The 18,090-nt window shown below is 63.9% G+C and carries 20 protein-coding genes; 1 reads left to right on the forward strand and 19 read right to left on the reverse strand.

Features of this window, described 5'->3' with window-relative positions; all coding sequences use genetic code 11:
* Positions 1–35: 35 nt before the first annotated feature.
* The 18 genes from SPHME3_RS0114105 to SPHME3_RS0114190 form a co-directional block, all read right to left on the reverse strand.
* Positions 36–1,703 carry an ATP-binding protein gene (locus tag SPHME3_RS0114105; RefSeq protein WP_026189087.1) on the reverse strand — a complete coding sequence of 556 codons (1,668 nt, stop codon included), beginning with the start codon at positions 1,701–1,703 and terminating at the stop codon, positions 36–38.
* Positions 1,704–1,752: 49 nt separating this feature from the next.
* Positions 1,753–2,124 carry a hypothetical protein gene (locus tag SPHME3_RS0114110; RefSeq protein ID WP_231376756.1) on the reverse strand — a complete coding sequence of 124 codons (372 nt, stop codon included), beginning with the start codon at positions 2,122–2,124 and terminating at the stop codon, positions 1,753–1,755.
* Positions 2,124–2,330: a hypothetical protein gene (locus SPHME3_RS0114115; RefSeq protein ID WP_156021375.1), complete on the reverse strand. Its 207-nt coding sequence runs from the start codon at positions 2,328–2,330 to the stop codon at positions 2,124–2,126. Before SPHME3_RS0114115 ends, SPHME3_RS0114110 begins: the two co-directional genes overlap by 1 nt.
* Positions 2,331–2,421: 91 nt before the next feature.
* A complete protein-coding gene (locus SPHME3_RS0114120; RefSeq protein ID WP_018250867.1) occupies positions 2,422–2,883 on the reverse strand; it encodes a hypothetical protein in 462 nt (153 codons plus the stop codon).
* Between the two features lie 119 nt (positions 2,884–3,002).
* A complete protein-coding gene (locus SPHME3_RS0114125; protein WP_018250868.1) occupies positions 3,003–4,127 on the reverse strand; it encodes a phosphoadenosine phosphosulfate reductase domain-containing protein in 1,125 nt (374 codons plus the stop codon).
* Positions 4,128–4,171: 44 nt separating this feature from the next.
* Positions 4,172–4,684: a hypothetical protein gene (locus SPHME3_RS21595; RefSeq protein ID WP_231376757.1), complete on the reverse strand. Its 513-nt coding sequence runs from the start codon at positions 4,682–4,684 to the stop codon at positions 4,172–4,174.
* Positions 4,685–4,694: 10 nt separating this feature from the next.
* Complete coding sequence (locus SPHME3_RS21600; protein ID WP_018250870.1) at positions 4,695–5,381, reverse strand: DUF5983 family protein; 687 nt, start codon at positions 5,379–5,381, stop codon at positions 4,695–4,697.
* A 57-nt stretch (positions 5,382–5,438) separates the two neighbouring features.
* A complete protein-coding gene (locus tag SPHME3_RS0114140; RefSeq protein WP_018250871.1) occupies positions 5,439–5,933 on the reverse strand; it encodes a sigma factor-like helix-turn-helix DNA-binding protein in 495 nt (164 codons plus the stop codon).
* A gap of 75 nt (positions 5,934–6,008) precedes the next feature.
* Positions 6,009–6,881, reverse strand: a complete 873-nt coding sequence (locus tag SPHME3_RS0114145; protein ID WP_037476759.1) for a Mom family adenine methylcarbamoylation protein — start codon at positions 6,879–6,881, stop codon at positions 6,009–6,011.
* A 73-nt stretch (positions 6,882–6,954) separates the two neighbouring features.
* Positions 6,955–7,161, reverse strand: coding sequence for a hypothetical protein (locus tag SPHME3_RS0114150; RefSeq protein ID WP_018250873.1), 207 nt, complete (start codon positions 7,159–7,161; stop codon positions 6,955–6,957).
* 102 nt (positions 7,162–7,263) lie between these two features.
* Positions 7,264–7,881, reverse strand: coding sequence for a hypothetical protein (locus SPHME3_RS20465; protein WP_018250874.1), 618 nt, complete (start codon positions 7,879–7,881; stop codon positions 7,264–7,266).
* A 10-nt stretch (positions 7,882–7,891) separates the two neighbouring features.
* Complete coding sequence (locus tag SPHME3_RS0114160; RefSeq protein WP_018250875.1) at positions 7,892–9,088, reverse strand: hypothetical protein; 1,197 nt, start codon at positions 9,086–9,088, stop codon at positions 7,892–7,894.
* 100 nt (positions 9,089–9,188) lie between these two features.
* Positions 9,189–10,202: a deazapurine DNA modification protein DpdA family protein gene (locus SPHME3_RS0114165; RefSeq protein ID WP_018250876.1), complete on the reverse strand. Its 1,014-nt coding sequence runs from the start codon at positions 10,200–10,202 to the stop codon at positions 9,189–9,191.
* A gap of 11 nt (positions 10,203–10,213) precedes the next feature.
* Complete coding sequence (locus tag SPHME3_RS0114170) at positions 10,214–10,528, reverse strand: hypothetical protein (RefSeq protein ID WP_018250877.1); 315 nt, start codon at positions 10,526–10,528, stop codon at positions 10,214–10,216.
* Between the two features lie 55 nt (positions 10,529–10,583).
* Positions 10,584–10,859 (reverse strand): zinc finger domain-containing protein, encoded by a 276-nt coding sequence (locus SPHME3_RS21095; protein ID WP_156021377.1) that lies wholly within the window; start codon positions 10,857–10,859, stop codon positions 10,584–10,586.
* 3 nt (positions 10,860–10,862) lie between these two features.
* Positions 10,863–11,567: a hypothetical protein gene (locus SPHME3_RS0114180; protein WP_018250879.1), complete on the reverse strand. Its 705-nt coding sequence runs from the start codon at positions 11,565–11,567 to the stop codon at positions 10,863–10,865.
* A gap of 68 nt (positions 11,568–11,635) precedes the next feature.
* Positions 11,636–12,217, reverse strand: a complete 582-nt coding sequence (locus SPHME3_RS0114185) for a hypothetical protein (protein ID WP_018250880.1) — start codon at positions 12,215–12,217, stop codon at positions 11,636–11,638.
* On the reverse strand, positions 12,214–12,717 hold the full coding sequence (locus SPHME3_RS0114190) for a hypothetical protein (protein ID WP_018250881.1): 504 nt from the start codon (positions 12,715–12,717) through the stop codon (positions 12,214–12,216). Before SPHME3_RS0114190 ends, SPHME3_RS0114185 begins: the two co-directional genes overlap by 4 nt.
* Positions 12,718–12,881: 164 nt before the next feature.
* Between SPHME3_RS0114190 and SPHME3_RS20750 the strand changes: the two genes are divergently transcribed.
* Complete coding sequence (locus SPHME3_RS20750; protein ID WP_081614857.1) at positions 12,882–13,679, forward strand: MucR family transcriptional regulator; 798 nt, start codon at positions 12,882–12,884, stop codon at positions 13,677–13,679.
* Positions 13,680–13,746: 67 nt separating this feature from the next.
* Here the strand turns inward: SPHME3_RS20750 and SPHME3_RS0114195 are convergent, their stop codons facing one another.
* The gene (locus SPHME3_RS0114195; RefSeq protein WP_026189088.1) at positions 13,747–18,039 is read right to left on the reverse strand and encodes a strawberry notch-like NTP hydrolase domain-containing protein; all 4,293 of its coding nucleotides are present in this window, start codon (positions 18,037–18,039) and stop codon (positions 13,747–13,749) included.
* Positions 18,040–18,090 lie beyond the last annotated feature (51 nt).

Below are 18,090 nucleotides of genomic sequence, written 5' to 3' on the forward strand. Positions count from 1 at the left end.
GAAGGGTTGCGATGGAGGTTGGCGCGGCTGAAGCCTCAGGCGGCCTGGGCGAGGTCGATCGAAAGCGCATTGCGGTTCGCACTGACGGTCAGGCTGCGCCCTTCGGGGATGAGCCACTGGACATGCTCGAAAACTGCTGCGCGCAACTGCGCCAGGAGCGCTTCATCTTCGCCGAGCAGCAGTTCGTTGGCGAGATTGAGCGCCTGCCGCTCGAAGGCAACCGACTGGGTGTCCCAACTGTCGCTCTCATGATCATCGGAGTAGCAGAACAGGCTCGCATAGATGAGGTCAGCCAGCGCGCCTGGCTGCACATTCGCCTCGCTATCGATGAGGATGGTCGCCTCATCGAGGGTCCAGGACGCATCCCTGCACACCAGCATGTCCGCAGGGATGCAATGCACGATGGGCTCGGACGCTTTCGCATCGCCGGGACACAGGACAATCTCGGCGGTCAACGCCTCGACCGGTCCGGACATGAAATCGTCCGGCAAGGCGACATCGTCGGCATAGCGGTGGGACACGCCGTCGCGTTTCATGGTGAAGCTGGAGGACAGGAGACGCGGGAGAGTGTCGTACCAGCGATAGCCTTCGAGATCGCGCGCCTCGTGAACGAGCCGCCCATTGAATGGCGATCCCTTTTTGAGCGTGTGGGCGAGTGCCTGTTCGACGTCCGGTTCATGCTCGGTCATCAGGATCATCGGCCCGGATCGAACGGGACCACCCATATATCGGTTGTCCGTGTCGGCGACGCTTGGCTGCCAGGCATTGAGCCAGACCTCGGCTTCGGGAAGATCGACGCCGAGATCGCGGGCGCGTGCCCAGGCCTTGTAGGGAAGACGGTGCGACGGCTCGTCGGCGACGGCCCGGTAGAGAGCGGTTTCGGCAGCTATCCTCAAGCGGGACAGTGCCTCATTCTCGACCATTTCCTTGCGGGCGGGCAGCACGAGCTGGAGCGCAGGCGCGTCCACGATGTCGACCCGCACCCGCCAGTTGTGCGGATTGCCGAGTTGGCCGACGCTGGGAAGCTGGCATGGCACCGTCACGCCGTGGAAGTTGATCCGGTGGCTGTGCGAAGCGTCGCTTACATTGTCATGGAAGACGCCGATGCGGCAGCCCTCCCACTCCTCGATCCGGCTGGCGCCGGCAAGGAAGTCCTGGCGCGGCAGTTCACCGCCCTCGAAATGGACCGGGAGAGGCAGATAGTGAGCAGCCAGACGCAGGGCCGATCCGAGCTGCTGTTCCCACACCGGCGGCAGCTTGATCAGGAACTCGGTGCCGCGCACGATTCCGCAGGAATGGATGTCGAGCGCGATGGCGCCTTCCCAGCCATCCGGCGAAATATGGACGGACCAGCCCCGGCCCGCGCTGCGCGACCAGGACCAGACCTCAACATCCTGCCCGGCGAGGCTGAAAACGCCCATGCCGGCCGGATCCTCGCGCTTGAGAATGTCCGACTGCCAGCCTGAATCGCCAAGCGTCAGCAGCTTGGCCGGATCATTGATACCGCGTCCGTCATCATAGATGGACAGCGCCGGTCCGTCGGGCAGATTGTAGAGGGCGACGTAGATGCCTTTGGCGCCGGCGCGGCGGGCATTCTGGAACAGTTCGCTAAGCACGTCACCGAGCGTCTGAGCATAAAAGCGGGAGACCTTGGTGATCAGCGTCTGGCCGACCGCGGGCCGGATGGTGGTGGGAAAGGACATGGGATGATGCTCCTGCGCGGCGCAGACCAATGCCCCGCCGCAACGAAGCTCATCCCCCTCCCCTTTGGGTGACAGTCGGATGCAGCGGATCGGACCAGTCGACATGATCGACGATCCAGTCGGGCACGAAATCCCAGTCGAAGCAGAGTGGATAGTCGTCCTCGACCGCACGCCAGGCGGCATCGACGGCGTCAGTCCAGCCGACCACGGTCAGCCGCAGCGCGGCGGTGCCGAGCGCCTCGAAGGCGCTGCGGATCATAAGGGCAAGACCGATCGCGTCGGGATCGCTGATCGGCCGGTCGCGAAGCCCGAGCACGGCTTCCCAGAGACAGGCGGCCGTTTCAAGCCGACTGTCGGCAAGGTCGGAGCGCTCCTCCATATCTGACTTCGGAGCGCCTTGGGCGGTGGGGGCCTGGTCCATCACAGTTCCTCCGGCTTGAAACCATGATGCTCGACCAACGAGTGGACCATGGCGTCCCAGGCTAGTTCCTTGATGGCGGCGCGATTTTCGAGATCGGCATCGAAGGCGTAGGCATCTGCCATCGCCTTTCCGATCTCTCCGAGCGCCTGCCAGAAGCGGCTGCGCATCGTATAGGTTTCGGCGAACGTCCTGGCATAACTGCTCATATTTTCCTCCATAATGGATGGATTTCGCGGTCGGCCGGGCGCGAGGCCTTGAGCCGACCTTCAAGCTCGGGGCGATATTGATCGCGCGGCATCAGGCGGCGCGCAGATCACAGCCCTGGTAGAGGTCGAGATCGGCGGCCATCAGTCCATCGATCCCGGAGGCGAACCGGTCGAAGGCGGCATTGAGGTCGGCCATGGCAAGCTTGTAGCTTGCGTCGTTCGGGGCGAAGTCGAGCGCGACCATTGGCGGGGTGAGCCGGGCAGTCATCTCCGGAAAGGCCGTGCGAATGATGAGCGCCTCGATCCGGCGTGCGACCAGATTGAGACTGACGGCGAGACCGCAGGGTGTCGCCAGTTCGCGATCATACCATGCCGCGGGCGCCACGACATCGGCGATGCGGGTGGAAGGCAGGCGGACGCTCCCGATCCGCGCCTGGATGATGACGCAGCGGGAACGGCGTGACGCTGCGACCTCGGCGAGCGGCACGAGTGCGCGGTACATATAGGTCGAGGCGGTTCCCGCGATGCGGGACCGGGAGACGATGACGTCCATGGGTTATCCTTCGATGATGGGAGGTGAATCGCCGCCGACGACGGCCACGGCGATCCTCGGGCGAAATCCGGCCGTCACACCCGAAGCTCCCGCTCCCCTCCTGTCAGGGAATGGTGGTGCTAGAGCGCCTTGGCGCAGAGCAGTTCGGCAAAACGCGAGAGGACCGCACCGGCATCGGGGAAGCGGTCACTAAGACCATGATGAGCGAGGATCCGGGTGCGGGACCGTGCGATCGCGTCGGCTTCTTCCCATGTCGGCAGGCGCGGCGGCCAGCCTTTCACGAACCGCAAGCCCACGGGCATGGCCGCTTCGATTGCGCGCCGTTCGCCAGCCCGTGTCTTTGCGCGCGCAATGTCGCGCAGCAACGCCGCCGGAAGGAGGTCTGGCGCCACATCGGCGAGCCAGCGCTGCGGTTGGAAGGAGAAGGTCGAGGCCGCCTCGATCGACACCAGATGGCGGTAGAGGTCGATATTCTCGGGCGCGGCGACGGAGGCCGTCAGATCGTGCGAGGAGGCCAGCACGCAGAAGGCGCAGGACAGACGCGTCGACCGATAATGGGTATAGGCTTCGTGGAGCGGCAGCCCATGGCTGTGGTGGAGCGCGAACACATCGTCGGCGCTCCAGTCGACGGCCGGGTGCCAGGTGAGCATGCGCGTCCCCGCACTGTTGCCGGCTTTGGCGAAGCGCTCGTCGATCCGGGAGATCGGCGTGGCGCGCCGGCTGGGACTTTCCGCGCGGCGCAGCCCGATGACGGAGACGATCATCTCGCCACGAAAGCGCCGGGCGAGTTCGGGGCCGATGACCTGGACCTTGAGTTCGGAGGTGCAGAAGCGCAGCGATGCCGAGGACCAGGGGCCGATCAGATTATAGGTTTCCAGCGCCTCATAGCGGCGCTTGCCGACAAGGAAGCGTTGTTCCCAGCGTGCCACCATATCGCCGGCGGTGCGGCGGACCACCAGCAAGGGCAGCCTGAGCCGTTCAGCGATCGCGGCGATGGTCGTCGGCGTCGAGCGCCATTCCGCGCGGCCAAGATCGGCATGAATGGCGATCCGGCGATCATGGGGATGGCCCATCGCGTCGAGCAGCGCGATGGCGACATGGGCCGCGGCGGTGGAGTCCTTGCCGCCCGACAGGTTGAAGACGAACCAGGCTCCATCCCTGATGGCGGCCATCACCTGCTCGTCTACGGCAGGCAGAAGTTCGGCAAGCGCGACGACGCGGCCGCGCGCGAGAGTTGCGCCCACGGCAAGTCTCCTGAAAGATGATGGATAGAGGCGGGCGGCTGCGTTCAGCCCACATCCGCGCGGCGATTGTCGAACAGTGGCTCGTCGCCGGGTTCCCATGGGCCGGGCATCCAGATCCGCCCGTTGTAGCTGATCCGACCCACCGGCGTGCCGCCAACCAGGACCAGCGCTTCGGGATAGAGGCTGGCGCCAAGACCAAGCTGATCGCGCCGCTCGCAATAGAGACGCGATGCCTCGGCCCAATCCGCCGCCACCAGGTCGGGATAGGCTTTCTGAGTGATCCGGAACGGTTTGCGTATCGCCGACCGACGTTCACCGCGGTGCAGGACACGTGCTATATGCCCAGCATAGACCGCGACGGTCGCCCAATAGGCGGCGACAAACACCTTGCGGCTTTCCCAGCTCGATCGCGATCGGCGGCGCGCCTCGGCGGCAAGGTCGAGCAGCAGCACCGCGAGCAAGGTGCGGGTATCGGCTGGCATAGCCTGAAGGAGGCGTGCGGCGGGAAGACCGAGGACGGGATTGCGAACCTCGGCCCTGGCGGAGCGGCGGGTCATCGCAGGGCCCTCACCACTCGAAGGCCTCAAGACCGTCGATGCAATCCGCGTCGCGGTCGAGAAGAAGCCAACGGCAGCCCTGGGCACGCGCGAATTCGATGGCGGCCCAAAGCTCGTTTGGGACCATCTCCCGTTCCAGGCCGTCGAGCGGATCCGTGAGGACGAACCAGCCATAGCCGGCTTCGGCGACACCAAGCGGGCGAGATTCCGGGATCATCGGCGCCCATTGGTCGAGAAGGTCGGCGGTGGCGGGACGGATATGGCTGGTGCTGATCACGAGATGGCGACCGACGCGCAATGCGTTCGGAGAACCGATCGGCGGCGCGTCGACCGAGATGCGCTCGGTCCAGAGATATTCTTCTTCGTGCGCGTCGAAGTAGATCGAACCTGCCTCTTCATCGCAAAGCGTAGAGGGATCGCGCCTGTCGCGGATTTGAGACCACCATTCGCGGCAGAAGGAGGCGACCTCCGCCATTAACGCCTCGCGGGTGAAGGCGGCATAGAGATCGCCTCCATGACGATGGTCGATGAACGCGACGTGGATGTCGGCCGACCAGGGAACTGCGTGGTTTTCCATGAGCCGTTCGGCCTGTGCCAATTCGTCGCACAGGATATGTCCTGCCGGGTTTGCGTCGGCGATCGCAGTGCGAGCGCGGGCCAGCAGGCGCGCAAAATCGTGCCTTGTCGTCTGGGTCATGATTCTTTCCTTGGGATGTGTCGGGTGCGCGGCGGGGCGATCGACCGGAGGGTGTCATCAGCGCCGGTCGAGCACCCGGCCGATGGCGACGAGCGCGTCGGCGATACGCTGCTCGACTTCGTGCGTGGTGATGCCGAGCCGCGCCGCGATCGCGGTAAAATCTTCGTCGCCTAGCAGATGGGCCATAAAAACCTGGCGGGTGATCTCTGGCAGTGCGGTAACCGCGCTGGCGTATCGGTCGATCTGCGCTGCACCGGCTTCCCCCAGACCGGCTGCATCAACGTGCACCCATGCACGCACCCAATAGCCCTCGCCATCACGCTGGACCGTTTGCTCGTCGGGGTCGATGCGCAGCATATGGGCGGTAGCCCAGCGTTCGCGGGCGGCAGCCACGATAGGGAGAACGGCCGTGTCCGGCGCAAGGAAAGCGTCGATCCGCGCGGCAAGCTCGTAGCTCGTCCGACGCCGGCCGCGTCGAAGGCTGAAGCGGGGATGGTCGTTGAAGAAATCGAGCGCCTCGACAAGAAGGGCGCGGGCGTCATGGTCGGACATGGTGGGGTCTCCGTTGGGCCGATCCCTGACCGGCCCCCATTCCCACCCCCTTCCCTCCGCGCCGACATGCTTGCGTCAGGCTGCGCGGGCGAGCAGCGGGAGCGCCGTCACGTCTGCGGCGGGCGGGGCGCGATCAAGAACGGGATAAGGCAGGCTTGGTACCGTGCGTGCCGCGATCCGCGCCGCTTTGGTGAGCGGAAACAGATAGACATGGTTGCCCGGGTGCTTCTGGCGGCGCAGAAAACCGACACGCTCGAGATCGGCGAGCCAATGGGCTGCATCTTCGCTCGAACGCCGGCTTCGCGCACCGGCCGCAATCAGTTGCTCGGCGGCATAGCGCTGACCGCATTCGTCGTTACGGATCTTGGAGATCGCCCGGCTCGAAATCGGCTGGCCGTTGGGCAGGATGAGATCGACGCGCGCTGACGAGCGGCCAGTATAGCGGCTGCCCATCACGCAATAGAGCGTGCCGACATGGCCCGGCATGAACACCTGCCCTTGTTCGTCGGTGCGACGGATCGGATCGGCATAGGAGATGACTGAAACGATCTCCGGTTTTTCGCGACGCAGCAATTTGAAGGCGCGCGAGAGCATCCAGGTTTCGGCGTTACCGCCTGTGTCATCGAGCAACACAAGGCGCCCGAGGTCGCTGGCGCTGCGCGGATCGGAGAGGCCCGCGGATTTGGGGACGCTGGCATTATTGACCGGGTGGGCGAAGACGCAAACACCGACCAGGTCGGATCGCCCGCCGGCACCATTTCGGAAAAGACCGATCGACAGGCGTGTAACCGGCATCGAGGCGGCATAGTGATGCTGGCGCACGAACGGGGCAGCCTGTTTGACGGTGTCAATCACATCGACGGCGAAGCGCCGGGGATCGATCTCAGTGGCGCCCGGTACCCAGCGGCAGCGCCGATCGCGCCAGCGCTGGCTTCTGGTGGTGATCATCAGCGGCAACTCCGGTTGCAGCCGTGACTTCTCCCGCCATGACGTGATCGGTGGCGGGAGAAAGCCGGGCTGCTTAGTGTGCGATCACGCGGCGCGTGATTTCGGGGATGCGCGCATTGTCGTAAGGACTGGAGACCGACATCTCGAGCGCGTCACGTTGGGCGCGATACCGGTCGGTCGCCTCGACCGTATAGGTCTCGGTTGCATAGGGTTCGCCGCCGCTGGAGAATTCGATCTCGACGGAGAATGAGCGCAGTTCGATTTGGGAGGAAGCGTGCATGATCGGATCCTTTCGATATGAAAAGGGCGGCCCCGACCTGTGTCGAAGCCGCCTCGGGGTGGACGGGTGTCGAAGGTTGGCCCGTTGGGCCGGACTGGATGGTCAGGCGCCCGCGGTGCTGCGCCATCGGGCGGCAGCTTCATCAGCCGTCAGCTGGCCATGGCTCTCGATGCAGAAACGCTGGAATTCGGCTTCCCCGGCAAGGGACGTGGTTTCCAGCGCCTGGATCACTTCCCATAGAAAAGCCGTGGCCGAGCCAGCTTCGGCGACCGGGACCCAGAGGGCGAGATTGTTGCTGTCCGCGCCGCATCGCTCGCAGGTTTGGCTGTCATAGGTCGCTAGCAGCGACCATTGCTGGGTGGTTTCGTCCCAGATGGCGTTTGCGTCCCGGCAAATGTCCGCGCTGCCGCAATGACGACAGCGCGGCATGAGCGGAGCCGCTGTTGGCGTGACCGATTTCGTCCCGTTTGCCAGCGGCGGATTTTCACCCTCGGAAAAACCGGGAGGGAGCGCCAGCGAGGAGGCGGTATAGGCGCTATCCACACCGGGCCAGATACCGGTCAGGTAAGTGGCGCCGCTATTTTCATAGTCCTCCTTCTGGCCTTCCCAGTCGTTGTCCTGGACGGCAAGCCGGCAGGCATCTTCGGCCGTGGCCGCCTGATAGGTCCGGTGCCGGAAAATCGGCAGCCGGTAGGTGCTTTCGATCGTGAAGCTCGGCATGGCGTCCTCCTCAGTTCGCCTTGGCAAAGAGCTTGCGCGCCTTGCCCTCGATCTCGAGCCGGGTGTCCTGGTTGGACTTCGCGCGCGCATGCGCGGTGATGCCCTGGACAAAATCGAACAGGCTGGCTGGCGGATGGCCTTCTTCGGCGATCACCGACTGGATGATCTTCGCGGTGTCGGTCTTGGAGAAGCCGTTCTTGCGCAGGAAGGAGTCGCGATCCTCATCGGTGCGTGCGACGATTCGGCCGCGCGCCGTTTTGATGCCTTCGATGAAGCTCATGGCCGAGGAGTCGGCAAAGGTCTCGAGTGCGGGCGCTGCTTCATGGGCGAAGCGGTTGGCGGCAAATTTCGAGTGGCGGATGGATATCTCTTCGAAATTTTCGACGCCCCAAAGATTACGATTCATGCAAACCGCGCGCAGATAAAAAGTCGCAATTCCCAACGTTTTGGAGCCGACTTCTGAGTTCCAGCAATAAAATCCGCGAAAGAAGAGATCGGGATCGCCATTCGGCAATTTCCCTGCCTCGATCGGATGCGTGTCGTCGACGAGGAACAGGAAAACGTCGCGATCCGACGCATAGAGGGTCGTCGTCTCGTGCGTGACGTCGACATAGGGGTTATAGCGCATCGAGCGCCAGTCGAGCACGCCCGGGACCTTCCAGCGCGTATCTGAAACGCCGTTTCCTGCGATCTTCATGACGGCCGCGACCAGTTCATGGTCCCAGATCCGGCCGTAATCGGGTCCGGTGACGGCTCGCAATTCAGCGCGACCCTCATGGGTCTTGAGAAGCTTCACCTGCTCGCCGCGATGGCTAAGGAGGCCATGCTGGAGATTGATGCCGGCGAGCGCGGCGGGAAGGTTGCGCAGATAGGAGGCGGGAGCGCCCACGAGGCTCGACAATTGACCGAACGACCAGTTGGTGGGGGCGATCGGCTCGGCTTCGCCGGGAACGATGAGGCTGAGGCGCTCGGCATTGTCCATGCTCGCCTCGACGCGGACGTCGCGGCTTTCGACGATCCGTGTGCGCGCACGGTCAGCGCGGCGTCGAACGCTCTCATAGAGATCGTCGAGGGACAGGAATTTCTCGTCGTCGGGACGCGAATACCATTCGGACGAGACCCGTCCGATATTGCGACCGCGGGATATGTCGACCTTGTAGGCGCCCGAGACCTGGGGCGCGTCGATATGCTGGGCAAGCGTTGCCATGGGACATCTCCTGGTTGGAACGGCCCGATCCGTTTCGAACCGGCCAACCCTTCCCCACCCCCTTCCCTCCATCCCGGCGCGTGGTGCCCGGGATCCGGGCTTAGCGTGCGAGATGGTCTCGGTAGATGTCGGCCGCCCATTGCTCGACCCAGAGCGTCGTCACGTCCTCGTGGCCGATGTCGCCGTCCTCGACGAGAGAACGGATTTCAGCGCGCGCCTGAGCAATTGCCTGCTCCCAGGGGTCGGCCGGGACTTGATCCGACTGTGGCAGGAACAACTCCGACTGGCGGGGCACTGCGTCCCTGCGAAGGCGCGCGAACTGGTTGGCCGTCCATGCCTGCATGTGCTGCGCCACAAGAGTGTCGGTTTTAGCGACTCCGCGCGCCAAGGCGTCATGTCTTGCGGCCTGGCCATAAGCCTGGCTGTCGATCGAGGCGATCCGGTGCTCGATCCCCTTCAGGTGGGAAAGCGCGGTGCCCTTGATCCCGAAGCCATGCAACATGACACCCTTCGGCAGAATGCAGTCGAGGTGATCGAAGACAGCAATCAGGCCCTCCGGACCCGAGACCTCCCGGCGGCACATACTGCCCACGCCGATCAGGGGCGTGCGGCTATAGTCAAGCGCGAGGCCGTCAAGGCAGCGCTCATAATCCTCAGGCCGCCTGCCCTGGATCACCGGCATCAGACGGTGTTCGATGCTGAGATCCCGTGCGCCGGACCGACAGTCGAAGTTGGCGCGGACGGTGCGCGATATCCGGTCGAGCACTTCCTCGCGGTCGCGGGCGATTTCGGGCTCGACGCAGTAGTCCATGCTGGCGAACCAGCGGAACGGATAGCTGGCGGCGAGCGCCAGATAGTCGCCGGTCGCCCAGGGAAAACCGCCATAGCTTGCCATGGCTACGAACCCCGCCGAATCGAGTGATAGGCTGGCCAGTCGCCGCGCATTGGCGAGCTGGCCGAGGTTCCAGCCTTGCCATTCCGGCCAGCCCTTGCGGCGGCTCCATCGCGACAGCGCATTGGCCGAGACCAGCGCCGGCACCCGCATGTTGACGGCACGCTTGAGGATTGTTCCATCGCCGAGATGCGGGAGCCCCACCATGATGTCAATCGCCATGGGGAATCTCGCTATGCGACCGACCAGCAGCACCAGCGTTCGGCGGCCTGGCTTGGGGTGAGCAGATCGAAGGCGTTGGCGCAAAAGGACTGGAATGCCGTGTTGAGGGTGAGACCGGGATTGCCGAGCCTCTCGATGACCTGCCACATGAAGCGATCCGCCGGGTCGGTCACGCCTCCCGGTTCGCCGTCGCGGCAGTGGGCAAGAAAGTCGGCAAAGGTGGCCAGATCGTCCTGCGTGCCGATATAGCGCAGGAGAAGGCCGATCTGGGTAGCCTCGCTCCAACCTTCGCTGTCGGCAAATTGATGGAATAGAGTGTCGGGCATCTATTGCTCCCAAGATGATGGAGGAGACCGAACTCCGCGTTTTGTGAGGCTTCGTTCAGTCGAACAGCGGCAGGCTCGACTGACGGTCACGGGCTGCCAGGCCGCAGCTGCCGAGGGGGCACGGGCCGTATTTGCCCTCGCGGTCTGCGAGGAGGTCGCGAGCGGCATGAAGTTCGACGAACGGGCCGCTGTGGCCGCTGGGGCGCCGGCAGCCGGCGCCTGCGGGCGCGTGGCAATCCGGGCATGGGACAAGTAATACCGGATCGACCTCCCAGCATTTGCCGCAGCCCGGCTTGTTGCAGACAGCCGGTCCCTTGACGATGAAGGCCATGGCTCAGGCGGCGTCCCGGCGCAGCCACTCATAGAGCAGATGCGAATCGGGGTCATATTCCGAGCCATTCGAAATCCGTACGAGCCGCCCGTCGCAAGCGAAGGCGGAGGCGCGCGGAAAGCTCAGATAGGAGCGGCCCTCGAGAATGAGATCTCCTGAGCGAACCTGAGTGATTGCCCTCGTCGTTCCGAGCGAACGGTGTCCGGCTGGCGCATCGACGAGCTTCAGGCTGTCACCGGCTCTGACCTGCTTCTTGAACGCGGCAAGGGAGACTTTGGCTTCGACGGGATTCTTTGCTCCCCGACGCGCGGCCAATGCTGCCCAATAGGCCTGCCCGACCCGTGCCTCGCAGTAGAAGGAGCAGGTGTGGTAATCCTGGAGCAGGTTGGAGCGCGTATAGCCGAAGCGCTCCATCTGGTCGCGCACCGCGATAAAAAAGTCGTTCTGTGCGTCACGCCCGGTAAGGTCCGCTGGCGTGTCGAGTATCTCGGCAATGATCTTGCGGCCGCCTGCGAATTTTTCGGTCTTGATCGCGAAGCGCGTGTCGGGAAATCTGGTCTTGAGATGACCTTCGATGCGCGCGGCGAGCGTCGAGAGATTGTCGCCGGTTCGATAGAGGTCGCCCTCATAATGGAAGTTGCCCCGCTCATCGAACGGGGTCTGGCTGTACAGGCGCGCGGGGGCACTTGGCGTCGAAACGTCGGTCATGGTCTTTCTCCGTGTTGAAGCTGAGGCGGCCGGTGCTGCGGCCGGCTGTTGTGAGGCGTCAGGGCCCCCTATGGTAATTCCATCGCGATGAAGGCGCGGGCGCGCTTCACGACGACCTCATCGATGTGGCCCGCGACCTCGGGCGTGGCAGCCGCCAGGCGATCGATCGCCCCAAGCAGGCTTGAGAGCAGATGAAGCGCCGTTGGAGATGCCGTTGAACTATCCCAGCCCGATGGCGGTCCGGCGTGGCGATAGCCATGATCGAGCGACCCGTAGCGCCTGACGATCGCAAGCGCCTGGTCGGCGGTTTCGCAGTCGTCGAGCGCGAAGCGACACGTCATCTCATCGACTGTGATGCCGGCGTAGAAGAGCGCCGCGGACACGCCATTTGCGAGTGTGCACCGCATCGGGCGGTTCGCTTCACGATGGATATAAGCGATGTTGCCCAGTCGATCGGTTGCACGAATTCGAACGGGGTCACGACGCGGTGCGGTGCTGGTTGTTCGAGGATTGTCGTCAGAGGCGAGCATTTCCGACCGGGCGTCGATCCATGCGCAATAGCCAAGACGGGTATCGTCGTTCGCGACCTCGGTTTTCCAGTCGTCGACGGGATGGTCGGGATCGTCTTCCCAATGATCACGGCGGCTCATGAAATGCCTCCCTCAAGCGCCTTTGAAAGCGCTTCCCGCGTGAATTCTATTTCGATCCGGTCCGGGAAAACCGCGCACCACCCTCCGCCGAAACTGTCGAGATTGGGTTTGGTACAGGTGAAGCTCCAGTCGAACCCGACCGGGGCAATCGCCAGCGACGATTGGCAGCAACGTTGGATCAGAGCGGCGATCGGCCAGGGCTGGAAGTCGATCGTGCTGTAGATGGTGACTGAACAGGTCATCGGATCGTCGGTCGAACTCTCGACCCGAATGTCGGCGCCGAAGTCGGGAAAGTTCATATCGTCAAAGATCGCGGTAAAACCACTTATGGGGTTATTTGCAGTGGTCGGCAGAAAGACTGCCAGCAATTCGTCGCTGAGGGGGACAGGTTTGAAATCTCCCATAAGATCGGCGGCAAGCTGCCATGCCTCTTCGATCAACGCCGCTTCGGCGATCGAGCAGGTGAAGGCGAATGAGCCCTGTATGAAGTGGTCGGCCATGGGGCCTCCATGAAGATAGTGGGCAGCCCAATTGCCGCGGCACCCACAACCGCCCTGCTCCCCTCCCTTTGACTTGAGCACCGAATGACGGCACGAGTTCGTTTACGCTTGCGCAAGAGCGTCTGGTTCAAGACCTGTGTTTCCAGCAAGAAGAAGGATGTTACATGGCCGAAACCGAAGATTCGGGCGTCATGTCTTTGACCGTGACGTTGCTCAGCGCCTATTTCGCGAACAATACGGTGCCGAGTGGCGAATTGCCGGCGCTCGTGGAAGGGACACGGCGGGCCCTCCTGGGCGGCGCGCCTGTTGCGATACCAGCCGCCGCTCCTGCGACTCAAGATGTTGCGCAGGAGACGCCCGTGGCCGCGCCCGAAACGTCAGCGGTTGCACCGACGACGCCGGTGGCCGTGCCGGAACATAAGCCGATGGTCTCCATTGAGGAAAGCCTGGCCTCGGCCGATCACATACTGAGCCTGATTGATGGCAAGCCCTACAAGGCCCTGAAACGACATCTTTCAGCGCACGGGCTGACCCCTGCGGAATATCGCGGCCGTTATGGCCTTCCGGCGGACTATCCGTTGGTTGCGCGCGGATATTCGGCGGCCCGGAGGGAAGTTGCGTTGAAGCTTGGCTTGGGCGGTAAGCGCACAAGGTCTCCTGCACCCGTCGTTGAAGAAGTACCTGCCCCTCCGGCCGCCGAGGTGCCGGAGCCGTCGGTCGCGGAGACACCATCGGCAAAGCCCGCACCGGTGCGTCGCTCGCGCGCCAAGGCTGTCGAGGCCCGACCGAAGCCCGCGGAAGAAAAACCCAAGCGCAAGGTCTCGAAGGGCGCTCCGGCCAAGGCTCGGGTTGCGAGCTCGGAAGCTGCGGAGAAGCCCAAGCGCAGTCGAGCCACAAAGGCAGACGCCGAGGCGGTTCCTTCGGCCGAACCTGTGCCCGAGGCCACGATCGTGGAGGGCTGATCGGTGCGGTCCGGGTCCATCGTGGGTCCCGGACCGCTGCTCATGATCGCGCGGACTGCAGGGGCAATCAGGTCCGCGTCATCGCCAGGATTGCCTCGATGACCTCATTCGACCGATCGAGCGGAATGAACAGTCGGGTCTTGTACTGAATGACCTCACTGAACACGCCATGTGCCTTCAACCGCTCGCGGTCCTCCGGTCGGTAGTTGCGGATTTCGAGGCGGCGTGATCCGTTGACGAGCGCGGTCGTCATCGTCGCGCCACCCAGGCCTGGAATTGCGACACCAGTGCCTTTCTGGGCGGCGGCGCCAAGTTCGGCAGCGGTAAGCGGGACCGTGCCATCGAGACCGAACGCTGATTGCAGATCCGCCATTGCCGCCGGAGGGATGAGCCGGCCGAGGATTGAAGTTCCCTGACCATCGTCGATCCGCCAGACGCGGACATCATCTTGTGGAAGTCGGTGCCACACCGGCAGGAGAAGCCCGGTCGCGACGTTGACGGTTTCGATATCGACCTTGGCTTCCGCCTCGTTCGCTTCGGCTTCCCAGAGTTGCTGAAATTTGTCGCGGTCGATCTCTTTCCAGAGGCTGGCCCACATCGCGATTTCCTGCATGCGGGTTCCACCGGTCGGACGAACAAGCTGGCACATGGACACGATGCGCCCTTCCTCGTCGGTGATCGACCAGGACGGCACCTTGAGAGCGACGCGCCTGGATCGGCTGTTCCAGAGATAAGCGATTTCGCTCGTGCCGTCCCAGATCTGCATCAGCCGCTTCCAATGCATGACGCGCGGGCGCAGATGAAGCTCGAGCCGCAGCAACCTGGTTTCGGCCCCGGTCACCGGATCGGTGCGCAGCGTCTGCTCGGATCGGGTGATGATCTGTTCGGCGCGGATGGTCTCGACCCCGACGTCAAATGTGCCGGCCTCGCGCGCCGCATCGATGCGCGCCTGGATCAGGCCCATATATTCATCGAAGATCGCGTTCTGGGTCGCGATCCTGAGTGCGAGGATGCGGTTGAGCCAGCGCTGGATCGGCGGCAGTTTCTCCAGAAGTGTGCCGTCCTCGTCGGTGAGCTTGAGACCGGTCATGCCCTGGAAGCTCTCCATGTTCACGCTCGAGAGCTTTTTGCCATGGAGAAGATGATACCATTGGGTGAGGGCTTCTCGCGCGTAGTCGCTTTCCAGATTATCCGCAGGATCGAACAGGTTCTGGCCACCCGTCTGGCGCTGCCCGCGTGTCAGCGCACCCAGACTGTCGAGACGGCGCGCGATGGTCGAGATGAAGCGTCGCTCGCCCTTGCAGTCGGTCGTCACCGGCCGGAACACAGGCGGCATGCTCTGATTGGTGCGATGGGTGCGCCCCAGGCCCTGGATCGCGACATCGGCCCGCCAGCCCGGTTCCAGCAGGAAATGGACGCGGCGCTTGTCGGCCGTCCTGCAGGTCAGATCAGCATGATAGGAACGACCGGTGCCACCGGCGTCGGAGAAGACAAGGATGGGTTTCAGCCCGTCCATGAATGCCTGGGTCTCGGAGAGATTGGCGCGTGCGCCGCGCCGTTCGAGTTTCTGGGAACCGTCGCTGCCGATTACGATGCGGCGCGATCGGCCGGTCACCTCGGCGACCTGGCTCGTACCGAAATGCGCAAGCAGTGCGTCGAGAGCAGCCGGAACTGGCGGCATGGCGCAGAGTTCCTCGATCAGCGCATCGCGCGTGGCCAAGGCTTCGGCACATTCGACCATATTGCCCGCTTCATCACGCATCGGCTCTGATCGGAGCGAACCGTCGCTGGTGGCGAAGACACGCATCTGCTGTGTCGGGAAAGCGTTCTTGAGGTAGTCGATCATGGTCGCTCGGGGCGAGAGTTCCAGATCGAGATGAGCGCGTTCTTGCGGAGAGAGTTCGGCCAGCCGCCTGTCGAGGATAGCCTCAGCGGTGCTGACAAGTTGAACAACCGCAACGTTGCCGGCCGCGAGTTCGGTTTCGATCGCCTCGAAGACCGCCGGCATCTTCATCGAGATCAGCAATGCCGACCAGAAGCGCTGCTTGGAGCTTTCGAACCGGCTCAGCGCAGATCCCTTGGCCATCGCGTTCAGGGTTCGGCCCGAGGCGCGATCAACGATATTGGCGGCTTTCAATGCGGCGTCGACATTGCGATGAATCACGGCCCACGCGTCGGCATAGGCGTCGTAAATCTCGATCTGGGCGGGTGTAAGCTTATGCTCGAGCGGCTCATATTCGACCCCGGCGAAGCTGAGTGCGCGGGCCGTGTAGAGACCCATGGCCTTGGTGTCGCGCGCCACGATCTCCATCGCCGCGATGCCGCCCTCCTCCATTGCCGCAAGGAAAGCGTCTCTGTCCCGGAAGGCGGTGCCTGGCCCCCACAGGCCGAGCCGCGCGGTGTAGCTCAGATTTTCCGGCTTGGTCGCTCCGGTCGCGGAGACATAGATAACCCGGGCGCGCGGCAACGCGATCTGCAGCCGGACGCCGGCAAGGCCCTGTTCGGACCCCTTGGCCGCGCCAAACTCGGTCTCGGTGCCGGCAGCGTTCCCGAGTGTATGCGACTCGTCGAGCAGGATGACGCCGTCGAAGTCTGGCCCCGCCCAATCGAGCAATTGTTGCAGACGCGATGCGCGGTCATGCCGCTGAGAGCGGAGCGTCGCATAAGTGAGGAAGACGATCCCGCTAGCCATGGCGACGGGTTCACCGAGAGGAAACGCATCGAGCGGCTGGATATCGATCGGCACGCCCCCGAGGGCGCTCCAGTCCCGCCTTGCGTCCTCGATCAAGGCCGAGCTGCGCGAAATCCAGATCGCCCGGCGGCGGCCACGGTTCCATTGGTCTAGGATGATGCCCGCGCCTTCACGGCCTTTGCCGACACCGGTGCCGTCAGCGATGAAGAAGCCCGTCCGGTAAACGGCGCCTTCCGCATCCTCGTGCAACTGGTCGCCCGCCTTGTTGGGCGAGAAGGTGCCTTTCAGATCGCGCTCACAGGCTTCGCCGGCATGGATGATCGTTTCGAGCTGGGCGTCAGACAGGGCGGCGAAAGCCTGCGGCTGGAACATCGGACGATAGCTGGTCGCGGGCGGCAGCACGGATGCCATGGCAACCGACTCCACCAATTGGTCCGGGTGGGGCCTTGCGCCGTGAATTTCGATGCGTGCAGGCCGCCAGGGTGCGTAATGTCCGGCCGGATCGCCCGCTGGCAGCGGGGTTGCGCGGATCGTATAGTCGACCGGACTGGCACTTCCATCGGCCGCTATGCGGTCGGGGACAACCAGCGCGCGTTTCTGGATGCCGCCGAAGATCGTCGACGGCGATGGTTTGGCGGAGGCGCGCGGTCGAAGGGGGATGACGGCCGGCGCTGGCGGCTCCGGCTCGGGCACGGAAAGACGCGGCGGGACGCTTCCGACCAGCGTCGCGGCTTCCTCAATCGTTTGGGCGGTCAGGCGTTCCGTTGGCCCTGTCCAGCCTTTGTCGAATATGATCAGGCGGACCGCGATGCTGGTGCCATGCTTGGCATAGGGGTTGCCGAGGATCGTGATCTCGACACGAGGGTTCGCGGTCTCGCAGACCATCGTATAGCCGGTGGCCGCTGTACCGTCCGCTGCGAAGCTGGGTGGCATGATCGCGACGCAGCGGCCGCCCGGTGCCAGCCTGAGCAGCGCGGAACGCAAATGACGGGCGCCGGCGAAGCGGTCCTTGCCCCGACCGTCGCTCCGGCTGAAGGGCGGGTTCATCAGCACGAGGCTCGGGGAAACGCCGGGGGCTAGCAGGTCGTTGATGAATTCGGCGTCGTGGTTTGTGACAGGGTCGCCGAGCAGCTTTCCAAGCAGCGCGGCGCGGCCCGGATCGCGCTCGTTCAAGGTCAGCGCGACACCGAGCCGAACCGCTTGCGCTGCCAGCATGCCGGTGCCGGCAGAGGGTTCGAGCACCTGGTCGTCCTTGCGGATACGCGCGGCCTGCGCGGCGAGCCAGGCAAGCGAGATCGGCGTACTGAACTGCTGCATCTCGACCTGATGCTCGCTGCGATAGGTCTGGGTGGGGAGCGCCCGTTCGAAGCGGCGAAGCGAGGCGAATGCATCAGCGCCGTCCGGAACGATGCCGGTCCAGCCTCCAGGGGATTTGAGGAGGATAACTTGTGCCGCCTCGAGCGCATCATAGGCATCGCGCATCGACCAGTTGCCCGTCGCGTCGGAGGCCGAGAAGGCTTCCTCCATCAGGCGTTTGAGGTCCTGGCGGCGAATAGACTGGCCGCGTCGGAGCAGGTCAGCCAACCGGGTAGCGACGTCGAAAAGACGCGTGGTCTTGGAAGTTTCAGGCTCGTCGGGATGTGCGAGCGCGAGCAAAGGAACAGACATGGCGGAACTCCGGATTGGATCAGGACCATCGCGGCCCATCACTCCTCCTCC

The organism is Sphingomonas melonis DAPP-PG 224 (assembly GCF_000379045.1).
Lineage (GTDB): Bacteria > Pseudomonadota > Alphaproteobacteria > Sphingomonadales > Sphingomonadaceae > Sphingomonas > Sphingomonas aquatilis.